At 60.6% G+C, this 22,685-nt stretch carries 13 protein-coding genes; 2 read left to right on the top strand and 11 right to left on the bottom strand.

From position 1 onward, the window contains the following. The first annotated feature begins 204 nt into the window (after positions 1 to 204). Positions 205 to 759 (top strand): XylR N-terminal domain-containing protein, encoded by a 555-nt coding sequence (locus CJ255_RS02630; RefSeq protein WP_097642549.1) that lies wholly within the window; start codon positions 205 to 207, stop codon positions 757 to 759. A gap of 108 nt (positions 760 to 867) precedes the next feature. Further along, entirely contained in the window at positions 868 to 2,205 is a 1,338-nt protein-coding gene (locus tag CJ255_RS02625) for an FAD-dependent oxidoreductase (RefSeq protein ID WP_097642548.1), read from the top strand. A gap of 90 nt (positions 2,206 to 2,295) precedes the next feature. On the opposite strand, the gene CJ255_RS02620 is transcribed toward CJ255_RS02625, so the two are convergent. The 11 genes from CJ255_RS02620 to CJ255_RS22405 all read right to left on the bottom strand — a co-directional run. Then, positions 2,296 to 3,699, bottom strand: a complete 1,404-nt coding sequence (locus CJ255_RS02620) for a (Fe-S)-binding protein (protein WP_245863141.1) — start codon at positions 3,697 to 3,699, stop codon at positions 2,296 to 2,298. A 244-nt stretch (positions 3,700 to 3,943) separates the two neighbouring features. Next, on the bottom strand, positions 3,944 to 6,298 hold the full coding sequence (locus CJ255_RS02615; RefSeq protein WP_124681790.1) for a hypothetical protein: 2,355 nt from the start codon (positions 6,296 to 6,298) through the stop codon (positions 3,944 to 3,946). A 215-nt stretch (positions 6,299 to 6,513) separates the two neighbouring features. Further along, entirely contained in the window at positions 6,514 to 9,279 is a 2,766-nt protein-coding gene (locus CJ255_RS02610) for an AAA family ATPase (protein WP_097642546.1), read from the bottom strand. A gap of 307 nt (positions 9,280 to 9,586) precedes the next feature. Beyond that, on the bottom strand, positions 9,587 to 11,512 hold the full coding sequence (locus CJ255_RS02605; protein WP_097642545.1) for an ATP-dependent helicase: 1,926 nt from the start codon (positions 11,510 to 11,512) through the stop codon (positions 9,587 to 9,589). A gap of 5 nt (positions 11,513 to 11,517) precedes the next feature. Continuing rightward, positions 11,518 to 13,245, bottom strand: a complete 1,728-nt coding sequence (locus CJ255_RS02600; RefSeq protein ID WP_097642544.1) for an ATP-dependent nuclease — start codon at positions 13,243 to 13,245, stop codon at positions 11,518 to 11,520. A 156-nt stretch (positions 13,246 to 13,401) separates the two neighbouring features. Beyond that, positions 13,402 to 13,656 (bottom strand): DUF2442 domain-containing protein, encoded by a 255-nt coding sequence (locus tag CJ255_RS02595; protein WP_245863139.1) that lies wholly within the window; start codon positions 13,654 to 13,656, stop codon positions 13,402 to 13,404. Between the two features lie 10 nt (positions 13,657 to 13,666). Beyond that, on the bottom strand, positions 13,667 to 13,906 hold the full coding sequence (locus tag CJ255_RS02590) for a DUF4160 domain-containing protein (protein WP_097642542.1): 240 nt from the start codon (positions 13,904 to 13,906) through the stop codon (positions 13,667 to 13,669). A gap of 188 nt (positions 13,907 to 14,094) precedes the next feature. Next, positions 14,095 to 18,798: an Eco57I restriction-modification methylase domain-containing protein gene (locus CJ255_RS23995; protein ID WP_174714045.1), complete on the bottom strand. Its 4,704-nt coding sequence runs from the start codon at positions 18,796 to 18,798 to the stop codon at positions 14,095 to 14,097. A 130-nt stretch (positions 18,799 to 18,928) separates the two neighbouring features. Continuing rightward, on the bottom strand, positions 18,929 to 19,318 hold the full coding sequence (locus CJ255_RS02580) for a GxxExxY protein (protein ID WP_097642541.1): 390 nt from the start codon (positions 19,316 to 19,318) through the stop codon (positions 18,929 to 18,931). A 68-nt stretch (positions 19,319 to 19,386) separates the two neighbouring features. Next, positions 19,387 to 22,407 (bottom strand): DUF8741 domain-containing protein, encoded by a 3,021-nt coding sequence (locus CJ255_RS02575; protein ID WP_097642540.1) that lies wholly within the window; start codon positions 22,405 to 22,407, stop codon positions 19,387 to 19,389. Between the two features lie 15 nt (positions 22,408 to 22,422). Continuing rightward, on the bottom strand, positions 22,423 to 22,685 hold a 263-nt coding region (locus tag CJ255_RS22405), incomplete at its 5' end, for a hypothetical protein (protein WP_217352388.1).

Here is a 22,685-nt window from a genome sequence, read left to right as displayed (position 1 = left end):
GTGGATGTGCCACCCCTAAAGGTTTTTGTTAGCGCGAAAAAGTTCTGGGCCGCGACGGTGGCTTCGACAGGCTGGCTTCGACAGGCTCAGCCACCGCGAGGCAGCCTGCCAACCCAAGGTTTTTTCGTACTAACATGTTTCTTTGTTTTTTTTGACGGATTTGCCGTCAAAAAACAAACAAAGAAGAAAATCAAAGGAATCTCAATGAAAGCATCCGATCTCAACCTCAAGGAATCGCTCAATTTCGACCCCACAAACGGCAAAATCACCCTTGGCAACAGCCGCATGGTTCTCTTTGGCGTCGAAGCCTTCGGGGAATTGTACCAAGAGTTGCTCAACATTGGTGATCTGCCGGCAGCGCGGGTGGTTATGCGCCGTTTTGGCGCGGCGAATGGCCGCGAACGGGCGCGTACCGTCAAGCAAGAGTTTCAGCCTGCCGACAAGATGGAATGGCTCGCCTTTGGGCCTACGCTCCACACATGGGAGGGTGTCGGCTTGCCAAAACTGGCCAGTCTTGAGTATGATGGTGCCTCTACGTTTAACCTTGTCGTTGAGTTTCGTCATAGCTACCTCGCTGAAGAGTTTCTGCGTAAAATCGGCCCCGCCTCCGAGCCAGTCTGCTGGCAACTCGCAGGCTATATTGGCGGCTACTGTAGCGAGGTCTTTGGCCTCAACCTCTTCTGCCGTGAGACAACTTGTATTGCCAAGGGCGATCCCTGCTGCACCTTTATCTGCAAGCCCCAGGATGAGTGGTTGTAGACCATTTACGATTTTTGTGCTGTTTTGGCGGCGTAGCCGCCAAAACAGCACAAAAGAGGCGAAGCCTCCCCCAACCCCCGCCGATAGGCTGAACAAGGAACAGAAACCATGGGTAAGAACATCGTGATCATCGGCGGTGGCGCAGCAGGCATGAGTGCTGCCGCCAAGGCGCGCCGCACCGATCCGTCGCTCAACATTGTCGTCTATGAGCGTTCGGGCTACGTTAGCTACGGTGCTTGCGGGTTTCCCTATGCCATTAAGGGCGAAATCGCGCAGGTGGAAGATGTGGTGGTACGCACGCCAGCCCAGTTTGCCAAGCAGAACATTCAGGCCCATGTGGGCCATGAGGTGCTGACGATTGATCGCGCCGCCCAAACGCTGCGGGTGCGCGAACGGGCCAGTGGCGCCGAGACTGAGGTTGGCTGGGATGCGTTGGTGCTAACCACTGGCGGTGCCCCTACCCGCCCGCCCCTGCAGGGTATCGATCTGCCCGGCGTCTTTGCCTTGCGTACCGTTGAAGACGCTCTCGCCATTCGCACATGGATTGAACAAGAGCGCCCCACCCGTGGCGTGATCATCGGTGGTGGCTACATCGGCCTCGAAATGGCCGAAGCCCTCGCGGCCCACGGGATTGCCTTGACCCTCGTTGAACGTTTGCCCCAAGTCATTCCTTCACTTGATCCCGAAATGGCCGCCCATGTGCAAGCAGAACTGGAGCAACAGGGCGTTACCCTGCGCCTCGAACAGGCGGTTGAGGTGCTGGTCGGCAGCGAACGGGTACGTGAAGTGCAGGTTGCAGGCACCAGCATCCCCGCCGACATCGTGATCATGGCGGTCGGCATCCGCCCTAGTGTCACGTTGGCCCAAGCGGCTGGCGTAACCCTCGGCCCCACCGGGGCCGTTGCGGTAGACGACCACCAGCGCACGAGTGTGCCCAATGTTTGGGCGGCGGGCGATCTGGCCGAGGCCCACCACTTGGTGACCGGACGGCCTGCCTGGGTTCCCTTGGGTACAACCGCCAATAAGCAGGGGCGTGTGCTTGGCGAAAATCTAGGAGGGGGCGATGCCCGCTTTGGTGGCATCGTTGGCACTGTTGTTGTCAAGGTCTTCGACCTTGAAGCAGCCAGCAGCGGCCTCTCTGAACAGCGAGCCCAAGCCGAAGGCTTTGAGGTCAAGACCGTCAGCGCCACTGCTGGCTCACGCGCTCACTACATGCCCGGTCACCAACCCATTCAGATCAAGTTGGTCTATGAGGCCACGACGCGCCGCCTCTTGGGCGGGCAACTGGTTGGGCGCGAAGGCGTCTCAAAGCGCATTGATACCATCGCAACCGCCCTGCATGCGGGCTGGCGCATCGAGCAACTCGCTGAACTCGACCTCAGCTATGCCCCGCCCTTCGCGCCCGTCTGGGATCCCATCCTCGTAGCGGCGAACTTGGCCAAATAGATGTTTTGAGCAGCCGCCCCGTTGGGGCGGCTCTACCCATAGGGCTCCGTCAACATTGTTGGGGCTGCGCCCCCGCACCCCCACCGGAGGTCACTTTGACGTAGTCCTATAGCTCGCATCCAGCAATTCAACAATGTAGCGCACCTGGACATCCTCGCCGCGTTGCTGCAATGCGCCCGCAAGTTGCAGGGCGCAGCCGGGGTTGGCGGTGGCAATGACGTGGGCTCCAGTGGCTAGGGCGTTATTGAGCTTGCGTGCGCCCAGTTGGGCCGCCATAGTCGGTTGGGTCAGGTTATAGACCCCCGCGCTCCCGCAGCAGAGGGCGCTCTCGTGCATTTCGTGCAGTTCAAGGCCAGGGATGGCCTGTAGGATGCTGCGCGGCTGCACGGTGATGCGTTGGGCATGGGCAAGGTGGCATGGCTCTTGGTAGGTAACTTTCAGCTCTAGGCGGCCAAGATCGGCGCGGTTGAGTTCGATAGCGGCAAGGAATTCGTGAATATCTTTGACCTTGGCGGTGAAGGCGTTGGCCTGGGCATGCCATGCTGGATCGTCGTGCAGGAGGTGGCCATACTCCTTGAGCGTGCTGCCGCAGCCTGCGGCATTGACGATGATCGCATCAATGCCCAGGCCAGTGAAGGCGGCAATGTTGCGCCGCGCTACTGTGCGCCCGCCATCGAGATCGCCGCCGTGGGTATGCAACGCCCCGCAGCAGCCTTGGTCGGGCGGAAGAATCACGTCGCAGCCATTCTTTTGCAGCACGCGGATGCTCGCTTGGTGTACATTGGCAAAGGCGGTGCTCATAATACAGCCGGTGAGTAGCGCAACCGTATAGCGCCGTTGGCCCTCAGCCGGGTAGATTTGGCCCATAGGGGTGACAAAACGTTCGCTGAGGGGCGGCAACATGCGCTCGGTAGCGGCCATGCCGATCAGCTTGAGGATGCCGCTCTGGCGGGCCAGCCACTGCAAGCCGCTCTGCTGGTAGAGGCGCATTGAGCCTGAAAAGGCGCGGAAGAGCGCCATCTCTTTGAAGAGGCCGCCAAAGACGATGCTGCGTAGCGCCTGTTGCCAGAGGGGGCGCGGCGGGAGTTGGGCCGGCTGTGTGCCAACAATCGGCAGCAGCGGCACCGGCAAGTTACCCGCTGAACGCGCCTGTTCCAACTGCACACGGCTCGCTTCGAGGATTGCACCATACTGCACCCCCGAAGGGCAGACCGCCTCGCAGGCACGACAATTGAGGCACAGACTCATCTGCTCCTGAAAGACCCTACTCTCCATCCCGATGCGCCCCTCATCTACCGCCTTCATCAGGTAGATGCGTCCCCGTGGCGAGGCCATCTCTAAGCCCGTTTCGCGGTAAGTTGGGCAAGCAGGCAGGCAGAGGCCACAGTGGACACAGGTATTGATCATGTCGGTACTCGGGCGATCCTTATCACTAAACCCCACAAGTGGGATGGTCTCAGGCTGCTTGGGCCTGGTCGCTTGCTCACTGCTCACGCCTTCGCTCCTCTAGTATTGCTTAAGCTTGGATGGGGAACCAGGTTCCCCATGCTACGTTTAGGGCTGTCGCACTAAAACCCGCCTTGGTTTTCAGCTATCGGCTATCGGCTATCGGCTATATTATATTGGGTGTGACCAACATGTGTAGATAGGGGGTGCGGGGGAACATGGTTCCCCCGCATTTCCCCCTGTCTGGCGGGGTTGCAGGGCACCGCCCTACAGATTCCAGTCACACCCATAATTAATTGGGCAGGGGCCATGCGAGGAGCAATACATTCAGTGCCCCCACCCGCAACGGCCCACCACTACAGAGCGTGCGTAGTAATTCACGGAAGCGCGTGCGGATGATCGGCGTGGTGTGCGCGGCCTGATTGCGCGCCCGCACGATGATGTCGATTTCACCGATCAACTGCTCGATCCTGACCTCGAACGCCGCGTCTTCAGGGTCAATCTGGCCCACCCAGACCTGCGCCAAGTGCGCGGCAATGTGTGCCCAGAGCGCTGGATTCTTGCGATAGACGCCGCCGAGGGTGCCCAGGGTCGGTTTGCCGTGCGGGAAGTCTGCGCCCGTGATGCCAGGCACGGCCAAGATGCGCCGCTGCAGTTCACGCTCGAGGACTCGTGCAACATGGATGATTGAGGCTGAGTAGTCGTTGGCCTGCACGTCATCGAGTTGGTCGCGGAGGTAGATTGCGAGTGCCAGCGACTCGCGCTCGCTGGGGCCGATCATGGGTAACGTGCGGTCGAGTCCGATGTCGCCTAGTTTGGCTTCGTAGCGCCCCAGGTTCTCCAAAGCCCCCGTAACTTCGGCAAAGCGCCGGGTCAAGCCTTCGATGCGGCCAATCACCTGCTCGACCAGTTCGTCGTCAAGGGTTGCGATGGCGTCTGTGGCTGCGAGGCGCTCTAGTTCACTCAAAAGTTCACGCACAGTGCGCGGCGGACGCATCGGTGGGGCGGCCCCCGGTTGGCCGATGATGTGGCAGAGCCGCCCGTCGCGGCAGCAGTGGGTGATCCGGCTCACCAGATCCACCCGCCAAGGGCCGAGGTGCGGCTTCGGGCAGACCAACAGATCTTCTGGCGCCAACGCGCCCCCATCGCGCCCAACCAGCGTCCCGCGCTCGCTCAGGCTCAGCGTGTCGAGGAAGACGCCGTGGCAGCGCGGCATGCGCGGCGTGCCGAGGTGGGCATGCGCGTGCGCGAGCAACCCCGTCAGAGTCGTTCGCACCGCCCGCAGATCCAGGGCCGGGCAGAGTGGCTGGATGATGACTTCCTGATCGGGCACGAGCGGCTGATTGCGAACGGTCGGGTGCAGGCGGTAGGTTGCGGCTAACGGTGCGTCCTCCATTCCCTTCAGGAACGCAAACAGCAGCGTGCCCTGGTTTTCACCCAGCAGGGTCAGGTCGGCGATCATGCGCTTTACCGGCGACGAAGGCGCGACTGCACGTTCGCGCTCGCGGTAGTATTTGGCATCCCAGACCACCCCCGGCTCGCGCCAGATGAGGGTGCCCTGGTGGAATACCTGTTCTATGGGTGGGTCGCACCGCCAGAGGTAGAAGTCAGGCCGCACACCTGGCACGGCGTACTTCTTGAGCGGCGTCGCACCCCAGCGCGCCGATGGAGTCGGCACGGCCTGATCGTGGCGCAGTTCGTAGGTGCGCTGTTCCGCGCCCACGCCCCAGCGGAAGCGCAGCGCCATCCGCCCCGGACGGGGATCCACCCGCTCAAGGCAGCCTAGCTCCTGGAGCAGGTCGGCCAGTTCGTAGAAGATCCAGACTTGGTAGAGGTAGTTGTCGCGCTCGGGGTCGGCCCCCAGGACGGCATCGGCGCAGGCAGCGCTGCGGCGGAGCAGCCGCAATGACCGCAACCGCGCCCGCCATTCGAGCAGATCCTCGTAGGCACTATTGCCGCCGGGGATGAGTTGCTCGTGTACCTGGTGTTCCAGTGCCTCAGGGCCACCCTGCGCACCATCGAGCATCTGCTGGGCTACGCCCCGGAGGCCGGCGAACTGCGGGAAGGCCAACTCGCGGGCGCAGCGTTCAACCAGTTCGTTGAGCGGGTGGCGCAGCGCTGCGCTGCCAACGGTCACCTGCTCATCCCAGAGCAGCCGTTCCACCTCGGCCCGGTACTCCAGCAGGGTCACGACGGCGAGCAGGTTCTCGGGCGTGGCGAAGTCGCGTCGGCGCTGGCGTGTGTGCAACAGTAGTGGTGCATCACCAGGGCGCTCGGCCCAGGCCGCATCAAGGCTGCGGCCCCAATCAATCCGGCCACGGGCGGGCGGATCCTCGACGATCAGGTTGCGCGGCGCGGCAAAGCTCAGGCGGCGCACGATGCGCGGCAGGATGTCCTCGAACAGTTCGTCACGCAGCACGAAGACCACGCCGAGGGCGCGGTATTCCCGCAACGCTCCCTCAGCCCGCTCGGCGGCGTGGCTCGTGCGGGCGCCGATCAACCGCCCAAAGCCGCCTTCGTCGTAGCGCAGTAGCAGGGCGACGAGGCGGGCCTGCATCGCGGCGTAGGCGGCTATCTCTGTGCTAGAAGACAGGTTAATAGAACGCGGATTGGACGGATTGGACGGATGTTCGCGGATAATTTGCATACATTTCTCGAACGCGGATGTGAACGGATTGGACGGATGTTCGCGGATAATATATATATACGTTTCTGATCTGTGCTTATCCGTACAATCCGTATAATCCGCGTTCTATATTCTATCATCTAAATCGAGCGATGATTATACGGATGTTCGCGGATAATATATATATACGTTTCTGATCTGTGCTTATCCGTACAATCCGTATAATCCGCGTTCTATCACAAGCCTCGTTCGCCGACAAAAGCTCTGAGGCGCGCCGCGAAGAGCCCCGCGCCGCTGATACTCAGGGGCGCATCTAGGCTGAAGCGTGCCGCGAGGCGTTCACTCTTCAGATCGTCCGGGCTGGCTAAGCCAAGCAGAGCCAGATGCGCGGCCTGACGCGCCGCCGGCATGCTCCCTAGGATCTGGCCCACCTGCGCCGTGAAGCGCACCGGCTCGGCGGCGTGGTCAAGGTAGGCCAGCAGCACGCGCTGCTCGTCACGGGTGAGTACCTGGAGTTGATCGGCCAGCGTATCGGCTAAACCCGCGTCCAGCGCTTCGTCCCAGGCCATGCCGATCACATGGCCGCTGAAGAGTGCGGTACAGACCGCCTCGGCCTGAGCGGTGCCGAGTTGACGGTAGACACGGATCGCGCCAAAGATGCGCCAGAAGGAACTGAGCGCCCGTGCGCCATCCTCGTCGTCCCACTCCAGCGTGTAGCTGGGCACGTCGCTACCGGTGGCTTCGCTCCGGCTGATCGCAAGCACATCCTCCCAGCGCAGGCGCCCCGCCACCGGATCGCTACTGACCTCGATCAGACTCTGCTCAGCGAGCCGGAGCAGCGCTCGTGTGGCGGCAGCCCCGCGCTCGGCGGCGGCGAGCTGCGGCCCTGGCGGGAGGATGTCAATGAAGGTGAAGCGGCGCTTCATCGCTTCACTGATCTGGTTCAAGAAATGGCGGTCAAAGCTGTTGAGGGTGCCGATGATGCGGAAGTCGCGTGGCAACGGCACGTTCAGTTCACCGTTGTCGGTGGGCACGGCCAGTGGGCTGCGCTGCCCGCCCAAGGTCGTGAGCAGGCTCCCAAAGGCGGCATCAATCGGGGCGCGCGTGAACTCGTCGATCACCAGCCAGCGCCCGCGACAGCGCGTTGCCCCCTCTAGTACGTCCTGCCGCTGGAAGGTAGCCGGTGGCGCGATGCCGTCGTAGCCGGCGTAGTTGCTCAGGACGGCCCGCGTGAGGCAGCCGTGGCGCACCTGGTAAACGAGCGCTGAACGCCCGTTCTCGCGCAGCACCTGGGGGCTGATGCCGCCGATTACGTTGCGTACGCCCCAATCCTCGGTGGCCGTGACCAACTCGGCGACGTAGCCATCGCGGTAGACCTGGCGCTGCTCAGGTGGCTCCGTTGGCGCGATGCGCGGGTCAGTGCCCATGATGAGCTGCACGACGGGTTCGACGTCGCGCCAGAGTACGCGCGGCAACAGCGTCGCTAGGTGGGTCTTGCCGGTGCCCGGCGGGCCGCTCAGGATAACGTGTTGGCCAGCGACCAGGGCGCGATAGATACGCAGGATGGTGCTGCGCTCGATCAGCAACTCGCGCTGAATTGCGGCGATGCGCTCCTCCAGCACAATCGGATCGAGCACCGGCAGAGCCTCGTCGCTGATGGGCGGAGACTCGACCTGGCTGGCACGGGCCTGGGTGAGATAGCCAAGGAAGCGGTTGAGCGCACGGGCACAGTCGTTCGCATCGGCGAGGGGGCTGAGCGCGTCGGGCAGGGCCTGCCAGCGCCCAGCGCCCAGCGGCTTCACGAGCCCCGCCTCCTCGTACCAGGGCAGCAGCGCGTCGGCGTAGGGCCAGGCACTCGGCGGATGGGCAGCGCCATCGAGCGGGGCGCGCAGGGCTGGCAACTCGTGACGCCCATCGCCGAGCGGAACGAGCACGGTCAGGGCGGCGTAGCGCAACACCTGGTGCTCAAGCGCACCATCGAGGAAAGGCTGGCGGCGATAGCTGCCGTCGGGCTCAAGCGGCGCGATCAGGCGCAGACGCAGCAGGTCACCAACGAGGGCCGCAGGCTCGGGCAGGGCCGCCAGGTTGGCCACCGGCGGACTAACGCGCCCTAGCCGCTCAACAATCTGCTCGGGCGTATAGCGCACATCGTCGAGCAGGGCAGCGAGGCGCACATAGGGCTTCAGTTCGGCACCGAGGCTGCGCGGCAGCGGGCCAGCAGACGGAAGCTCGCGTACATTTCCGTCGCGAATTGCGTAGAGGCTGTGGCCCGGCCCGTAGCGCTGATCGAGGACGGCGCGAATCTGGATGAGGTCACGATCCACATCGCCGGTCGGCGCGGCAACGAGATCGCGAAAGTGGGCGACATAGTTGCGCTTGCGTTCGCGCGAGACAATCGCCTCGAAGCTATCGGGATGGACGATATGCAGCAGAGCTTCACGCTGAGCGTAGGCTCGGCTTATAGGAAGCCCGAAGACGAAATCTTTGAACGCCCACGGGTCACCAAGCAATCGATCCCGCTCCGAGTCCAGGATGCCCTTCCATGCGCGGGCAAAGTCAATCAAGAACCAGAGCTGGAAGGGGCGATAGGTCAGGTAGGCCGTACCCACCCGTGCGAGCCCAGCATCGAGGGCGGCATCACGATCGGGGGGAATGCTGACCGGATCGGGCGACCAACTAATCACCCGGCGGATGAGCAGCCGCTTGGCCCCGCCGTTGATATTGCCGATGGCAATCAGCAGGTGGACATAGATCAGTTCGCCAGCCAGTTGGTAGATCGCCGGGTCGGCATCCACGAGCTGGCGCTGGAATTTATGCTCAAAGCTGCCGCGACTCTCGTCGGGGTTGCTATTGAAGCGCTGGTGGAGATCATCAAGGTTGGCCTGTGTCCAGATCGCAGCCCCCGGCGTGAAGAGCGAGCCATCCTCGCGCAGGCACAGATCTACGAAGGCATGAGCAGAGTCATAGAAGGGCTGCGCGGTGGGGAGATGGATACGGGACATGGGATACTCCAAAATTTAAATTTACACTGTGGCGCTTGCCTGTTGTAAAGAATGTCTCAACCCAAGCTCGCGCATCCATCAACGGCTCGTAAAGTGATAGCTCAAAAATGACTGCACCGGCAGCAAGTGGCAGTGTGTTATACCAATTACCCTTGAACATGTCGCATTACCAAGACACCCTAAGACTACTTGTTTCCGCTCAAGCGGGGTAGCGATGAACCGAGCCGTACCGAGGTTTTTACGGAGCGCAGCGGAGTAAAAATCCAGTACAGCGATTTGTTATGCGCCTGTGCAAGGTTCGTTTTGCTCATAGCTTGATTCCCATTTCACCAAGGAACCTGGAAGGCCGTTTAGCCCATCCGAAAACCTGCGCTGAAAAAGTTATCGTCAGACTTTCCTGGGCGCGGGTGATGGCGACAAAGCAGTTCCGGCGCTCCTCCTGCATTTCAAAAGAGTTGTCGCCTTTCTTAACGGCGGCCCAACTGGGAAGCTGATCCTCTACCAGTCCCATAAGAAAAACGTGCCCGAACTCCATTCCTTTAGAAGCGTGAATGGTGAAGCAAGGAACCGCTTCCGCCGGTTTGGGCGGTGTTTTGGATGTGAGGTCGAGTTCGTGAAGCAACTGATTCAGACTCACGTCCTCGCCTTCAAATTTCTTGGTTATTTCTGCCAGCAGTATTTTCCAGACCTCGCGTTCCTCCTCGAATTCGTTGAAGGCGTTTTCATCCGGCCGCGATGTTTGTTGGCAGGCCTCCGCCCATTTAAGGAGCTTTTCCGAAAAGTCGCGGTAATTCAACGAATTCAAAAGGGGCTTGATGCCTGTGTCAAGCAACTGCTGTGTCCGCACTTCAATGGCATCACGGCGCTTAACTTCGTCAAGCCAGGAACGTAGCAAGTCCTTGCCATCGGCGGACGCACTGGAAAGCACGGGGGCCAGTTCGATACTGATGCCTTCGAGTTCGTAAAACGCCTTGGAAAGCCGTGCGAGGGACTGCTTGTCTTCAGTTGTGTTCACCATGCGAAGGATAGCATGCAGCATCCTCAGGGGAGCGCTTTTGAATTCATCCTTGCGAGCGGCGTAATAGACTGGAACCCCAGCCTCCTCAAGTTTTCGTCCGGCCAGATCCAGAAGCTTTTTAGTCCGGGCTAGAACAGCGCAGTTTTTCCGCTCATCAGGATTTCTTTGCGATATGTCTTGCGCGATCCACCCAGCTTCCTCATCCACGGTGTTGAAATGGAACACCCGCACGACATCGCCGCTTTCACCCTGCTTGACAGCCTTCAACGGTTTTTTACCTGCGGATCGGTTGAGGTTCTTTTCAATAAGAGCGTTGGCCAGTTCGATTACCAGCGGTGGGCATCGGTAGTTTTCCGGAAGCTGTAACTCGGAGACGCCGAAATCGTCCCGCAACGCCTGAATTCTTTTGGGACTCGCGCCGTTCCACTGGTAGATAATCTGATCGTCATCGGCCACGACAAAAAGCGTGGTTGGGTCAGGCTGGACGATAAAAGATAGAATCCGGTACTGGGTTTGGTTGGTGTCTTGGAACTCATCGAGAAGAATATGCTTGTAAACCTTGCGAATATGTTTCACCAGGAAGGGATATTGGGTCAAAAGGTCGAGCGACTCCGCGATCAGGCTTGGAAAATCGAGGGCGTTTGTTTTGCGCAACGCTTCCCGGTAGGCGGCGTAGACACGGGCTAGGGGAATGGCGTTCTCCACGTTCGCTTGCTGGAGCTTAACTTCCGCCTGATCCGCGGGAACGCATTGTTCGAGAAGCCGGGTGACCGCCGGCAAGAGCTGGGCCGCCTTGAAATGGCTGGGCAGAGAATACGCCAGATCCTTGCGAATCCGGCCGAGAACATCGTCCAGCAGGGCTTCACGGTCTGCATCGTTTGAGAGAATCTGGAAATCGGGGCGGAAGCTGAGATGGTTGCCATGCTGCTGGAGAAGCTCGGCGGCGTAGGAATGAAAGGTGGTAAGTCGAACCCGGCCAAGTTCGCCGGGAACCAGTTCCTCGACCCTGCCGCGCATCTCGGCGGCGGCCTTGTTGGTGAAAGTCAACGCCAGAATCCGGAAATGCTGCCCGGCGGATTGTTCCAGAATCCGGGCGATCCGACAGGTCAGCACCCGTGTCTTGCCTGAGCCGGGACCGGCTAAGACAAGAAGAGGCCCATTGTCCCACAGCACCGCCTCACGCTGGTTTTCGTTCAGTGATGATAAATCGATCATGCTGTTCAACCTCCGGCCAGTTGGACAACACGAGCGATGATGTCCTGAATTGTCTGCGGGATAGAGCCGACTCCACGTTGCCGAACCTCTTTCACCAAGGCTTGGGCAAAAGCCGGTTTCCCCCCCGCTTGTTGGATGGCCGCCTTGATCAGCAGTTTCGTTTTTTTAACGTCGTCGCCCGCAGCCGCGGTCCCGATTTGGCCTTTGCGTGTATTGGTCACCATGTTTTCGATAAAGCCGTCATAACCATTACACCAGAACTCATGCTCAATGTCGGTATGAGTTAATGTCCGGGCACGGTCCGCGGAGTTTTCGCCTGTTGCGAGGTGGTTGATTGCGCGGTTCACATAATCGTTTCCGGCACTATCTCCGTCCGCCATCAAAAACCACTGAATGCCCAGCGCTTTGGCGAATTTGATAAGCGGTTCGCCCTTGTCGATAACCTGGCTTATCTCCAGAACGGAGAAACTGACTTGATCCTGCGAGTGCCCCATCAATTCAAAAAGCAGCGGCATGAGGTGGAAATCCGATTCGCCTTCCACCAACAGCCAGCAGCGAGAAAACAGATAATGGCCCTTGGCGAGGCGTATGCTGTAGTCAATGGCCTGTAGTTCCCGATCCGTGAAGACGCCGCTCTCCACCCTCCCTATTTTCGTTTCCCCATTGTGTTTATACAGCCTTCGTAGCGCCATGACCGAGACCCGCGACACCAGATCCCCGGAATGACTCGAAACAAGAATCTGTCCCGTCATCGTTTCCAGAAACGATCCAAGAGAACGGATCGCCGATGGGTGAAGATGCGCCTCGGGTTCTTCCAGCGCCAGAATCGGTGTGGATTCCGGGGCGTAGGCTTCGGCCAGATTGGCGGCGGCGAAGGCCTGAAAGAGCATGAGCACGGCAAGGCTCTGGGTTCCTTCGCCATGACGGTGCAGGGGAAGTTTCGCGCCTTGGCTCGACTTCAGATGCACTTGGACTTTTCCGACCATGTCGAAGACACGGGTCGGGATAGCTTCCAGCGCAACGGGATCGGCGGCATCCAGCGGAACGAGCCGCCCGGCGTCGGCGATTTTTTTCGTGACCTCGGTCAGCCCGGCGTTCGCGCCGATGACCGATGTGTTGACCTCCCGGAGCATTTCCTCAATTTTTTCCCGCTGATCATCTGGGAGTTGAATGGATTTAAGAAAACCACTCCAGAACTGACCACGTTGCCCGAACTCCTGTGAGGCGTCGCGTAGCGCCGACAGGAAAAAGAGCGGCACAAAACGGGAAATCAGATTGAGCGACGTTGCGTTCTTGAGAACTAGCTCCGTGCCACCAGTATTGAGAAAGGCCCATTTGGTTTCAAACGATGCCGATTCCGCCTGGAAAACACCTTTGGCCTGCAACCAGATATGATTCAATCCGGCTGTCATATCCAATTGAATAACTTCGCTCATCTGCTGAACGACAGCATCGGGCCATTCTTCCTCCTGTTCCTCGGCAAAATGCAGGGTGATTGAAATCGGCTCAGCTGTCTGCGGCGTGGCAGTAGCGTCCTTCAGATGAAAATCGTATTCAGTGAACCGACCATCTCGCCGGACGCCGAAACCGCGCGCCAGCACCAGCCGGATGGCCTCTAGCACGGTTGACTTGCCGGTGTTGTTCTCGCCGATCAGCACTGTCACACGGTCAAGGGGCAGATGCAGGGAACGGACGCCGCGAAAGTTTTCTATTTTAACTTCAACAAGTCTCATGTGCTCAGTTTCCTGTTACATTCTTGCGCATAACGGCCTGCGTCAGCCGCCTGCCATGAGAGCGCCTTTGTCGATCGGTACTACGTTCTATTTGAGATAAAAATCACAAGCACCTCGATCCGGCAGGGCGGCGGCAGTTGTCGTGGAGAAGCGTGGTTAGGTCGAGGTATGATCCGCACCGGCCAGTAAGTGGGCGACTGAGATATCTTCATCCAACTCTGCCCAATGGAGGGATCGTCCCCCAGCACCGATTTCGTAGTGGCTGCGCTGTTCAGATGCGGCGGCATGTAACAACGGAAACCAGATAATCGGCACACTTACAATCCGTCCATCCGTTAAGGTGACGTGCATGAGCGCATCATCAAAAGTAACCGCTTTCACCAGCGCAGTCGTTGGAACATACGCCCGCACGTGGCGGAGCTTAGGTCTGGCTGAAGTAGTCATGCCATGCCTCCAAGAGTTCGGTTTGATGCTCCACGATGATCTGTTCGATCTCGTTCAGTTCACGCGCTGCAAAGCCGTAATTGGCGGCGAGAACCAGCGGATCAAGCCAGAACTTGGCTTGATCCTCGGCTGCTTTGACGTGAATATGTGGTGGTTCCTGCCGCTCGTTGCTGAAGAAATAGAAGCGGAACCGGCCGACACGCAAGACGGTTGGCATACGTCGTTTCCTCGTCACGTCGTGTGCAACATCATAACGTATGTGAGCGTCTACCGCGAGTCGCTGGGGGAGCGCGTGCGAGCCGTGTAGGTTGCACAGTGCCGTGTGGAGCAACAGATGGCAGAGAAGATCATCAGCGGATGAAGCTCTAAAGTAACAGTGCTTATCTGCTGCATTACATAAACCTTTTACCCTTTACGGTGTTCCCCATCCCACGCCTCCAACACCAACCGCCGCGTCCGATACTCCCCGTAGAGCTTCGTCTCCTTCTCCTTCAAGACCCGGAACGTCTCGCCGGGGAACTCCGGCCCGTACACGTCCGCCGGGTCGAGGATGTAGCGCAGCTCGTCCCGCGTTAGCCCGTAGAGCTTCGCGATGCGTGCGTCCAGCTCGGCACGGATCTGGGCGCGACGGGCGTCGTTCCAGATGAAGGGGGGAGGTAGGATAGAACGCGGATTGCGCGGATTGTGCGGATGAACACGGATCGGGCCGGCGTTGTTTTGGTTCGGATCGGTGTCTATCCGTTCAATCTGCGCTATCCGTGTTCCATTGTCCGGCATGTGGGTGCTGTTCTGCGCTTCCCAGCGGGCGTAGATCAGCGCCCGGAGTTCGTCGTCGGCTTCTGCCCACACGTCCTCCGCGAAGGCTTTGATGTCCCAGGCGGTGTACACCAGTTCCACGACCCGTGGCACGATGTAGAGGATGTCGGCGGGGGTGAAGGATGAAGGGGGTAGGACGGGGAGTTGGTTGAGGTAGGTGTAGGTAAGGTGGGTGCCGCCAAGCTTCTGGCGAGTGATGAAATCAAAGACTAAGCTGTTAATGCTGACCAGAAAACATGCAATCTGCGTTGCACTGGCGCTGGCAAAGAAGATTAGCGGCAGCGTGTGCCCCACCCCCACGCGCGGCAGCAGGCTGAAGATCGCGGTGCGTTCAACGACATTGCTGGTGACATCACGGAAACCAAGCAACCACCCACGCTCCCAGCGCCCGGCCAATCGCTCCGTGATCGCGTTGGTAGGAACCCAGTAGCGCGGGGTGATGGCATTGGCAGGATCTTGCTTCCAATCTGCACCAGGCTGCGGTAAACTCCCTAGGTTCAGTTGGGCCTGAGTTGCGCCTGCATAGGTACCATAGCGATGATCAAAGTGCCAGATCATCTTGCCTTCATACAACGGCAGCAGACCATCGCCTGGCGCGGTTGCAAAGAGGTGGCTGTCGTTGGACATGTGGAACATCGCCGTGAACCTCACGCCCCACGGATTGGGCGCAGCATGCTGCGCCCTTACGTCGGCGCGCTCGTTGATCAACACCGGGGCATGGCGATAGATCTTCTTGGTCAACTCCGCATCCTGTGCGGTGCGGAAGACCGGCGCGGTGCGCGTGTTGGGGTTAATCAGCAGGAAATCTTCCGTACTCAGGGTGAAGTTGCGTACGGGATCGGTGACATGCTCAAAATGGCGGCAGAAGAAGACAAAGCGGGCCTGGTCGATCTGAGTACCGCTACCACTCATCGTCACCGCAGCAAACTTGAACGCGTGATGCACTTCCGCAAAAATGCGCGCTTCATTCTCAAAACTGATGAAGGAAACCAGACTTTGTGACGTCACAATAGCAGCAAAAAACGCCTTGGTCGTATCATCGGTCGCAATCCCGGTCGGCACAATAATCCCCGCCCGCCCGGTGGGCGCGAGCAGGTTGCGTGAATGCTCGGCGAAGAGCGCGTAGGTATTCACATCACCGACGGCGGTCAGCGGAAAGCGCCCGGAGGCGCGCACGAAGCGGCTCTCGGCCTCGGCGCGTTGCTTGGCCGCGTCGAACTGGGCGATGCGCGCACGCTGGCGCTCGTCGCCCTGGCGCCAGGCGGCGATGGCCTTCGCGCGGGCGGCTTTGTTGGCGGCCGCACGGATCTCCGGTACATCCACGAAATGCTCCTGCTCCTGGAGCTTGATGCGCTCCCAGGGTGGGTTGCCGAGGATCACGTCAAAGCCGGAGCCGGAATAGAACGCGGATGGCGCGGATGACGCGGATGAGCGCGGATCGGAGCCGGAATAGAACGCGGATGAGCGCGGATCGGAATTTTCAGTATTTTCAATATTTTCAGTTGTGCGATCTGCGTTAATCCGTCCAATCTGCGGAATCCGCGTTCTATCTCTATCCTGCGTCATCCGCGTGCTATCCGCAAATACCTGTGGGAACTCCAGTTCCCAATGGAAGAAGCCGACCTCTTCAGCCAGGGGCGCGGCCATGAGCGCCTGTTCGCTACCGGGGTCGAAGTCGAGCAGATCCTTGGTCGTCGGCACATAGCGGGCGTTTGCTGAGGTGAGTGGCTGAAAGAAAGCTGCTGTCCAGAGATCAAACCGAGCGCGTTCGGCGTGGGCCTGGCGGCGCAGGGCGGCGTAGCGGGCGGCGCGGGCGCGCACGGCGGCCACACTGTCATCGGCGGCTGCATCGAGCGCACGCAGCGCAGCGGCCAGATCAGCGCCGAGGGCCGTCGCAGCGCCGAAGAGATCGTGCTGCAGCATACCCTGCTGCTGGTGTAGCTCGCGCTCCTGCTTATTACGCTTCTTGAGGCTACTGGCGGTTGCTTTCTCATCGCCGCTAACCGGCTTGTAGGCCTGATCGGGAATACCCGCCTCAACCAGCTCGCGGGTCGCGCCAACCAAGCTGTTGCCGTGGCGAATGTGGTGGTCGAGGAAACTCAGCGGCAGCCCAGCGGCGTGGCCCTCAATCCAGAGACTCAGCTTGCAGAGGTCAACTGCCAGCGGGTTGAGGTCAACACCGAAGATGCAGTTGCGAATGACATCGCGCACGGCGTGGCGAAACTGCGTCGGCGAGGGTTGGTCTTCGCCGGCACGCACACGGGCCAGTTCGCGCCCGAGGCGGCGCGCAGCGGCGAGCAAGAACGCCCCCGAGCCGCAGGCCGGGTCGCAGACCCTGATCGAGAGGATGGCCTCTTCGGCTGTTTGATAGCACGCGGATGGCGCGGATGGCGCGGATGGGCGCGGATCGGAATTTTTAGTTGTGCGATCTGCGCCAATCCGTCCAATCTGCGGCATCCGCGTTCCATCATGCGGCATCCGCGTTTTCTCAACGAGCCGTAGGCGCTCCTCTAGTACCGGCACCAGGGCGCTCTTGATCAACTCCTGCACCAGCTCAGGGCGGGTATAGTAGCTGCCCGTCGTTTTGCGCTCAGTTCCGGAAACGAGATCGAAGCGATAGCACGCGGATGGCGCGGATGGCGCGGATGAGCGCGGATCGGAATTTTCATTTGTTTGATCTGCGCCAATCCGTCCAATCTGCGCCATCCGCGTGCTATCAACAGTAACGACGGGACGATAGTCGAGCAGGCTCTCGTAGACACTGCCCAACTCCTCAACATCAAGCGCACCATAGTTGACGCGGCGCAGTTGCTGGCTCTCCTTGTCACGGTAGAGCGAGAGGGCGCGCACTGCCGCCAGCAGATCGGCATTAGCGATGCGGGTGTCGGTAGTGAGTGCAGCGCAGGCGCTTTCGCCGAAGAGGTCGCCGTCGAGCGGCGCCAGACCGAGGCGGCGCGGAGCGATCTCATCGCTGCCCTCTAAGATGCGGAACGTGGTCAACAAGCCATCCCAAAGGTCGCTGTAGGGACCGCGCCCGGCCCCAGAAGTCTCGGCGAGACGGCGCAGGCGGCCTACCGAGTAGTAGTCGTAGTAGATGCGCAGAGCCGTATTCGGAGGAGGAACCACCAAGGCACGAAGGGCACCAAGATCGGAAAGATCAGGTTCGGCCTTGGTGTCCTTGGTGCCTTGGTGGTGCGCCCCTTCTGACGCGATTAGGCCGCGCTCCTCGGCGACCATCAGGAAGAGCAGGCGGTAGACGAGGCGGAGGAGTTGACGGTAGAACTCCTCTGGGGTGAGTTGAGGGAACGCGGATGGCGCGGGATCGGAATAGAACGCGGATGGCGCGGATGGCGCGGATGAGCGCGGATCGGAATTTTCATTTGTCCGATCTGCGTCAATCCGTCCAATCTGCGGAATCTGCGTTCCATCGTGCGGAATCTGCGTTCCATCGTGCGGAATCTGCGTTCCATCAACAGCAACGAGGCCCAGCCTCGCGCGCAGCCCGGCGTTCGCAGGATGGCGCAGCAGACCATCACCAAGCCGCTTGAGTGCGAACTCCACGCCATCACGCAGGCCCTCACGCACGCGACCGCCGGACTCGATGGCGCGCTGGTGGTACTTCTCCAGCAGGCAAGCCGCAGCCTCATCAGCATGCACTGGCAACCGCGAGCGGTGCAGCAGCCGGTAGAGCAGGGCGAACTCGCTAAACTGTTCGCCCTCAATCATCGCCCGCAGATCGAACTCAACGTAGGAAGGGCGCGTGAAGCGCACCGAGTCACGCAGCAGCCGCAAGCGTTCCCCGTTGGTCACCATGCCCCAGAGCTGCTCGGTACTATTGAGGTACTCCTGCATCAAGGCGTGGGGCGAGAGGCGCGGGCGGCCCGAGGGCGGGCGGGCATCAAGACTATTGCGGATACTCTCGATATGCACCGGCGGCGCATCATCACCCTCGCCCATCCGATGGGAGATTGCAAAGGTGCGGCTATGGACGATGTAGGCGCTGCGGTTGCGGGCAAGCTGGTAGCCAAGGATGCGCAGCAGGGGCAACACCCACTGCTCACGGGTCTCAGTCGTAGCCGTCTCACCAGCGGGAAGATCGGCGAGGTAGGACTGAAACAGCAGCCATTGGCCGCGCACGGCCTGCCACGCCGCCGAAATGCGGTCGGAGAGCTTGCGCGTGCGCTCCAGGCCAAAATCCTCGGGCCGCTGGCCCTCAAGTTCGCCAGCGGCAATCGCGTCGAGGATGTCGGCGGGGAGCAACCCGCCCTCGGTTGTGATGGTCGTGTAGGGCATGGTAGTTTAGCCTATAGCATGCAGAATAGCACGCGGATAACGCGGATAACGCGGATGAGCGCGGATCGGAATTTTTAGTTGTGCGATCCGTGTCAATCCGTCCAATCTGCGCCATCCGCGTTCCCTTACATCATCTATTCTGACGGGCGAGATCGTAGATTTTGCGCTTGACTTGTGGCTTTGGGCCAAAGTTCAGCAGCAACCCAACTTCATAGCGCGTGGCACGCAAGTAGTTCAGCAATTGTGCCTCATGATCGGTGGTGATTGTAGCGACTGCTTTCAGCTCCAAAATGACACAATTATTGACAACGAGATCGGCATAGTAGTCACCCACCACATGCCCATCGTACAAGACTTTGATCGGTAGTTGCTGAGCGACAGTGTAACCACGCTTCCTCAGTTCATACACCAACGCGTTTTCATACACCTTCTCTAGAAAGCCTGATCCCAAGGTGTTGTAGACGTGGTAAAAAGCATTGATAACCGCATCGGTCAGATCGTGGTGCTTCAAGCTCATCATCAACTCCTCACTGCAAAAAAGGTATGATCGGTGCTAATCCGCGCCATCCGCGCTATCCGCGTTCCATCCTAGCCTGACAACGTCGGCAACAACATATACAATCCAAGCACATCAGGCGGGCCAGCGGGACGCACGCGCACGCTGCCGCCGCCGGTCTGGGTACGCACGCGCAGATGGGCCTCGCGCAGCTTTGCGGCCCGCGCTTCAGCGATGTTTCCAAGCTCGTCAGCCAGTGCGGGCAACTCCGCACGAGCGGCGTTCAACGCCATGCTGCGTTCGTCGCGGGTAAGGTTGGCGGCAGGCTGCGTTTGCTCAAGCAGGGCCAGCGCATCAGGCTGGCTGAGCCATGCGGGTGCCGCAGGCTGCCCGCTAAAGCCGACAACGACCAACTCCTCAGCGAGTACCGGGGTGCGCTGGCGGACACTCTCGATCAGCATGCGGGCGCGCAGTAACAGCAGCCGGGTACGCTTCGTGACTGCGCGGGTGCGCACGACGCCCGAGCGGGCTGCCACCGGCACATCCTCATCAGGGGCCAGCGCGGTCTCCATCAGGTAGTCGGCCAGGGCGACCACGAGCGGATGATTACGCCCGACTTCGTCGAAGGAAAAAGGAAAAAGGTCAAAGGAAAAAGGCGTCGCCCGAACTGGACGCATGCGTTCTGGGATACTGGCACTCAGGCTAGCCTCTAGCCGCTCGCGTACCGGCAGCGGTAACTGCGCCATGACGATCTCGTAAGAGGCAGCCGCGTCTTCAGTTTTGCCTTTTGCCTTTTGCCTTTTGACTTCTACGCCCAGGCGTTCGCAGGCCGCCATGACGAAGCGCTCGACGGCGGCCGCATCGCCAAGCACAGCATCGCTCTCTTCCAGCTCACGAGCGACTTCCTCGGGCTTAATGCGGCGCTGCGCAAAACGCGTGCGGCTCGCCTGCTCGCGCTCCACCGCCCGATCCCAAGCGACGTCAACGGCCTGCACCGCTTGCACCGCATCCAGCAAGGTCATCTGGCGGGCGGTATCAAACAGTGCCATCTGCTCGGCAGTGGGCTGGAAGAGCGAAGCGATCAGGCTCTCGACCACGGTACCACTCTCAACCGGCAGCGGCACCGTGATCCCGAGGGTCTTGTGAATACGTACCGCTTTGCGTAACAACACCTTCATCACCGCCTCGTCCATCGGGTTGTCCTGGCCATAGAGCAGGACGGTACGCACAGTGGGGCGGCGCTGGCCGTAGCGATCCACGCGGCCCTCGCGCTGCTCCAGCCGGTTCGGGTTCCAGGGCAGGTCGTAGTGAATAACCGCGTCGAAGCCGTTCTGAAGATTGATGCCTTCGCTGAGGCAATCGGTCGCCACCAGCACACGACGCGGACTCGCCTCTAGTTCGCTGATCAGGACTTCGCGCTCCTCTTCGGAGCGTTCGCCGGTCACGGCGAGGATCCGCAGGCCGACCTGACGGCTCAGGCTCTGCGCCAACTCGGCGGCCAGATAGTCGGCGGTAGCGATATAGCGGCAGTAGATGATCGGGTTGTAGCCATCACGCAGCAGGTCGTTGAGCACCTGAATGAGCCGCTGAAGCTTCGGGTCATCCTTGCCGCGTAACGCGACGGCGCGAGCAGCAAAGCGGTTCAGGCGGCCACGCTCACTTGTGGGATCACCACGAAGGCTCAACGAGACGGCGGGGTCTAGCCCCTCTTCGTCCATGCCACCGAGGGCAGGCTCAAAATCGAGCGCCTGCTCACGCTCATCCTGCACCGCATCGCGCAGGGGCGCTGCATCAATCTCTACGTCCACTTCCTCTGCACCGGCTTTGTGCCGCTGTGCATCCGTAGTGAGCGCTGCGGCGCGCAAGCGCAGAGCCTTCTCAGCAGCAGCGGGGCTGCTCATCACGCAGCGCAGCAAGGCCAGGGCGGCCCAGTAGCGTGCGCGTTGGCGCCAGGGTTGTTTCACCACAGAGGCACGAAGGTGTGAAGAATCCGAATCCTTTGTGGCCTTTGTGCCTTCGTGGTGCATACCATCCTGCACCAGTTCCCGCGTGAAGGCGAAGACCTCGTCGAACAGCTTGCGATAGGCTGAAGAGCGCGGCATGGTGTAGGTCAGTTCAGCCGCCTCACGCACAGGAAAGGGCGTGACATCATCGGCCCCGATCCAGCGCTGCACATCGCCGCGGCGACGCTGCACAAAGTGGCGCGCCAAGGCGTCGCGGTCGGCATCAGCCATGTGTGCAAGGTCGAACTGCGCGAAGCGCGGGTCAAGCAAGCCGATCAGGCTGGTGAAGGCATCCTCAACCCCAGAGTGCGGCGTCGCGGTGACCAAGATGAGGTTGCGGTTGGCCTGGGCGGCCAACTTGCGCACCAACTCGTAACGCTGCTGCTGGGCCGCACTGCCACCCATCCCGACCGCAGCATGGGCCTCATCAACGATCACCAACTCTGGGGCAGCGCGCAAGAAGCTATCGCGGCGCCGGTCACTCTTCACGTAGTCAATGCTGGCCACCGTAACCGGGAAATGCTCCCAGACACTGGTATCACCACGGGGCAGGCTGCGTTCCAGGGCGGCAGCGGTGCTGGAGCGGACGATCACGGCCTCCAGGGCAAACTTCTGGCTCAATTCGCGCTGCCACTGATCGCAGAGGTGGGGCGGGCAGAGTACGGTGAGCCGGGCGATCTCACCACGGTCAAACAGCTCGCGGGCAATCAGCCCGGCCTCAACGGTCTTGCCGATGCCAACATCATCAGCAATCAGCAGACGCACCGGATCGAGGCGCAGGGCCATGATCAACGGCACCAGTTGGTAGGGACGAGGCCGCACCCCGAGGCGGCCCAGCGAACGGAAGGGGCCGGCACCGCTACGGAGGCTCAGGCGAGCCGCGTTACGCAGCAACGCGCCAGCCTCAAAGTCGCCCATACTCGCCGGGTCAGGCGGGGCGAAGCTCGCCTCAGCCACGCGCTCGCCCTCAACGGGCAAGAAGATGCCGCAGATCTCGGCCTCGGCACCACCGAGCGGGCGGAGCAGCAGCAGATCCGCGTCGAGCGAGGGCAACACCACCCACTCGCGCTCACGACAACGCACCAGGGAGCCGACGGTAAAGGTGGGCATACGCAACCTTGTGATCTATATTGCACGCGGATCGGAGCCGGAATAGCACGCGGATGGCGCGGATGGCGCGGATGGGCGCGGATCGGCATTGTTTGTTGTGTGATCAGCGTTCATCCGTTCAATCTGCGGCATCTGCGTTCCATCAACGCTGGAGTCGGGATGGCACGCGGATGGCGCGGATGGCGCGGATGGGCGCGGATCGGCATTGTTTGTTGTGTGATCGGCGTTCATCCGTTCAATCTGCGGCATCTGCGTTCCATCAACGCTGGAGTCGGGAT

The organism is Candidatus Viridilinea mediisalina (assembly GCF_002532535.1).
Lineage (GTDB): Bacteria > Chloroflexota > Chloroflexia > Chloroflexales > Chloroflexaceae > Viridilinea > Viridilinea mediisalina.
Note: the sequence above shows the minus strand (reverse complement) of the source record. Positions and strands in the feature narration are given on the sequence as shown.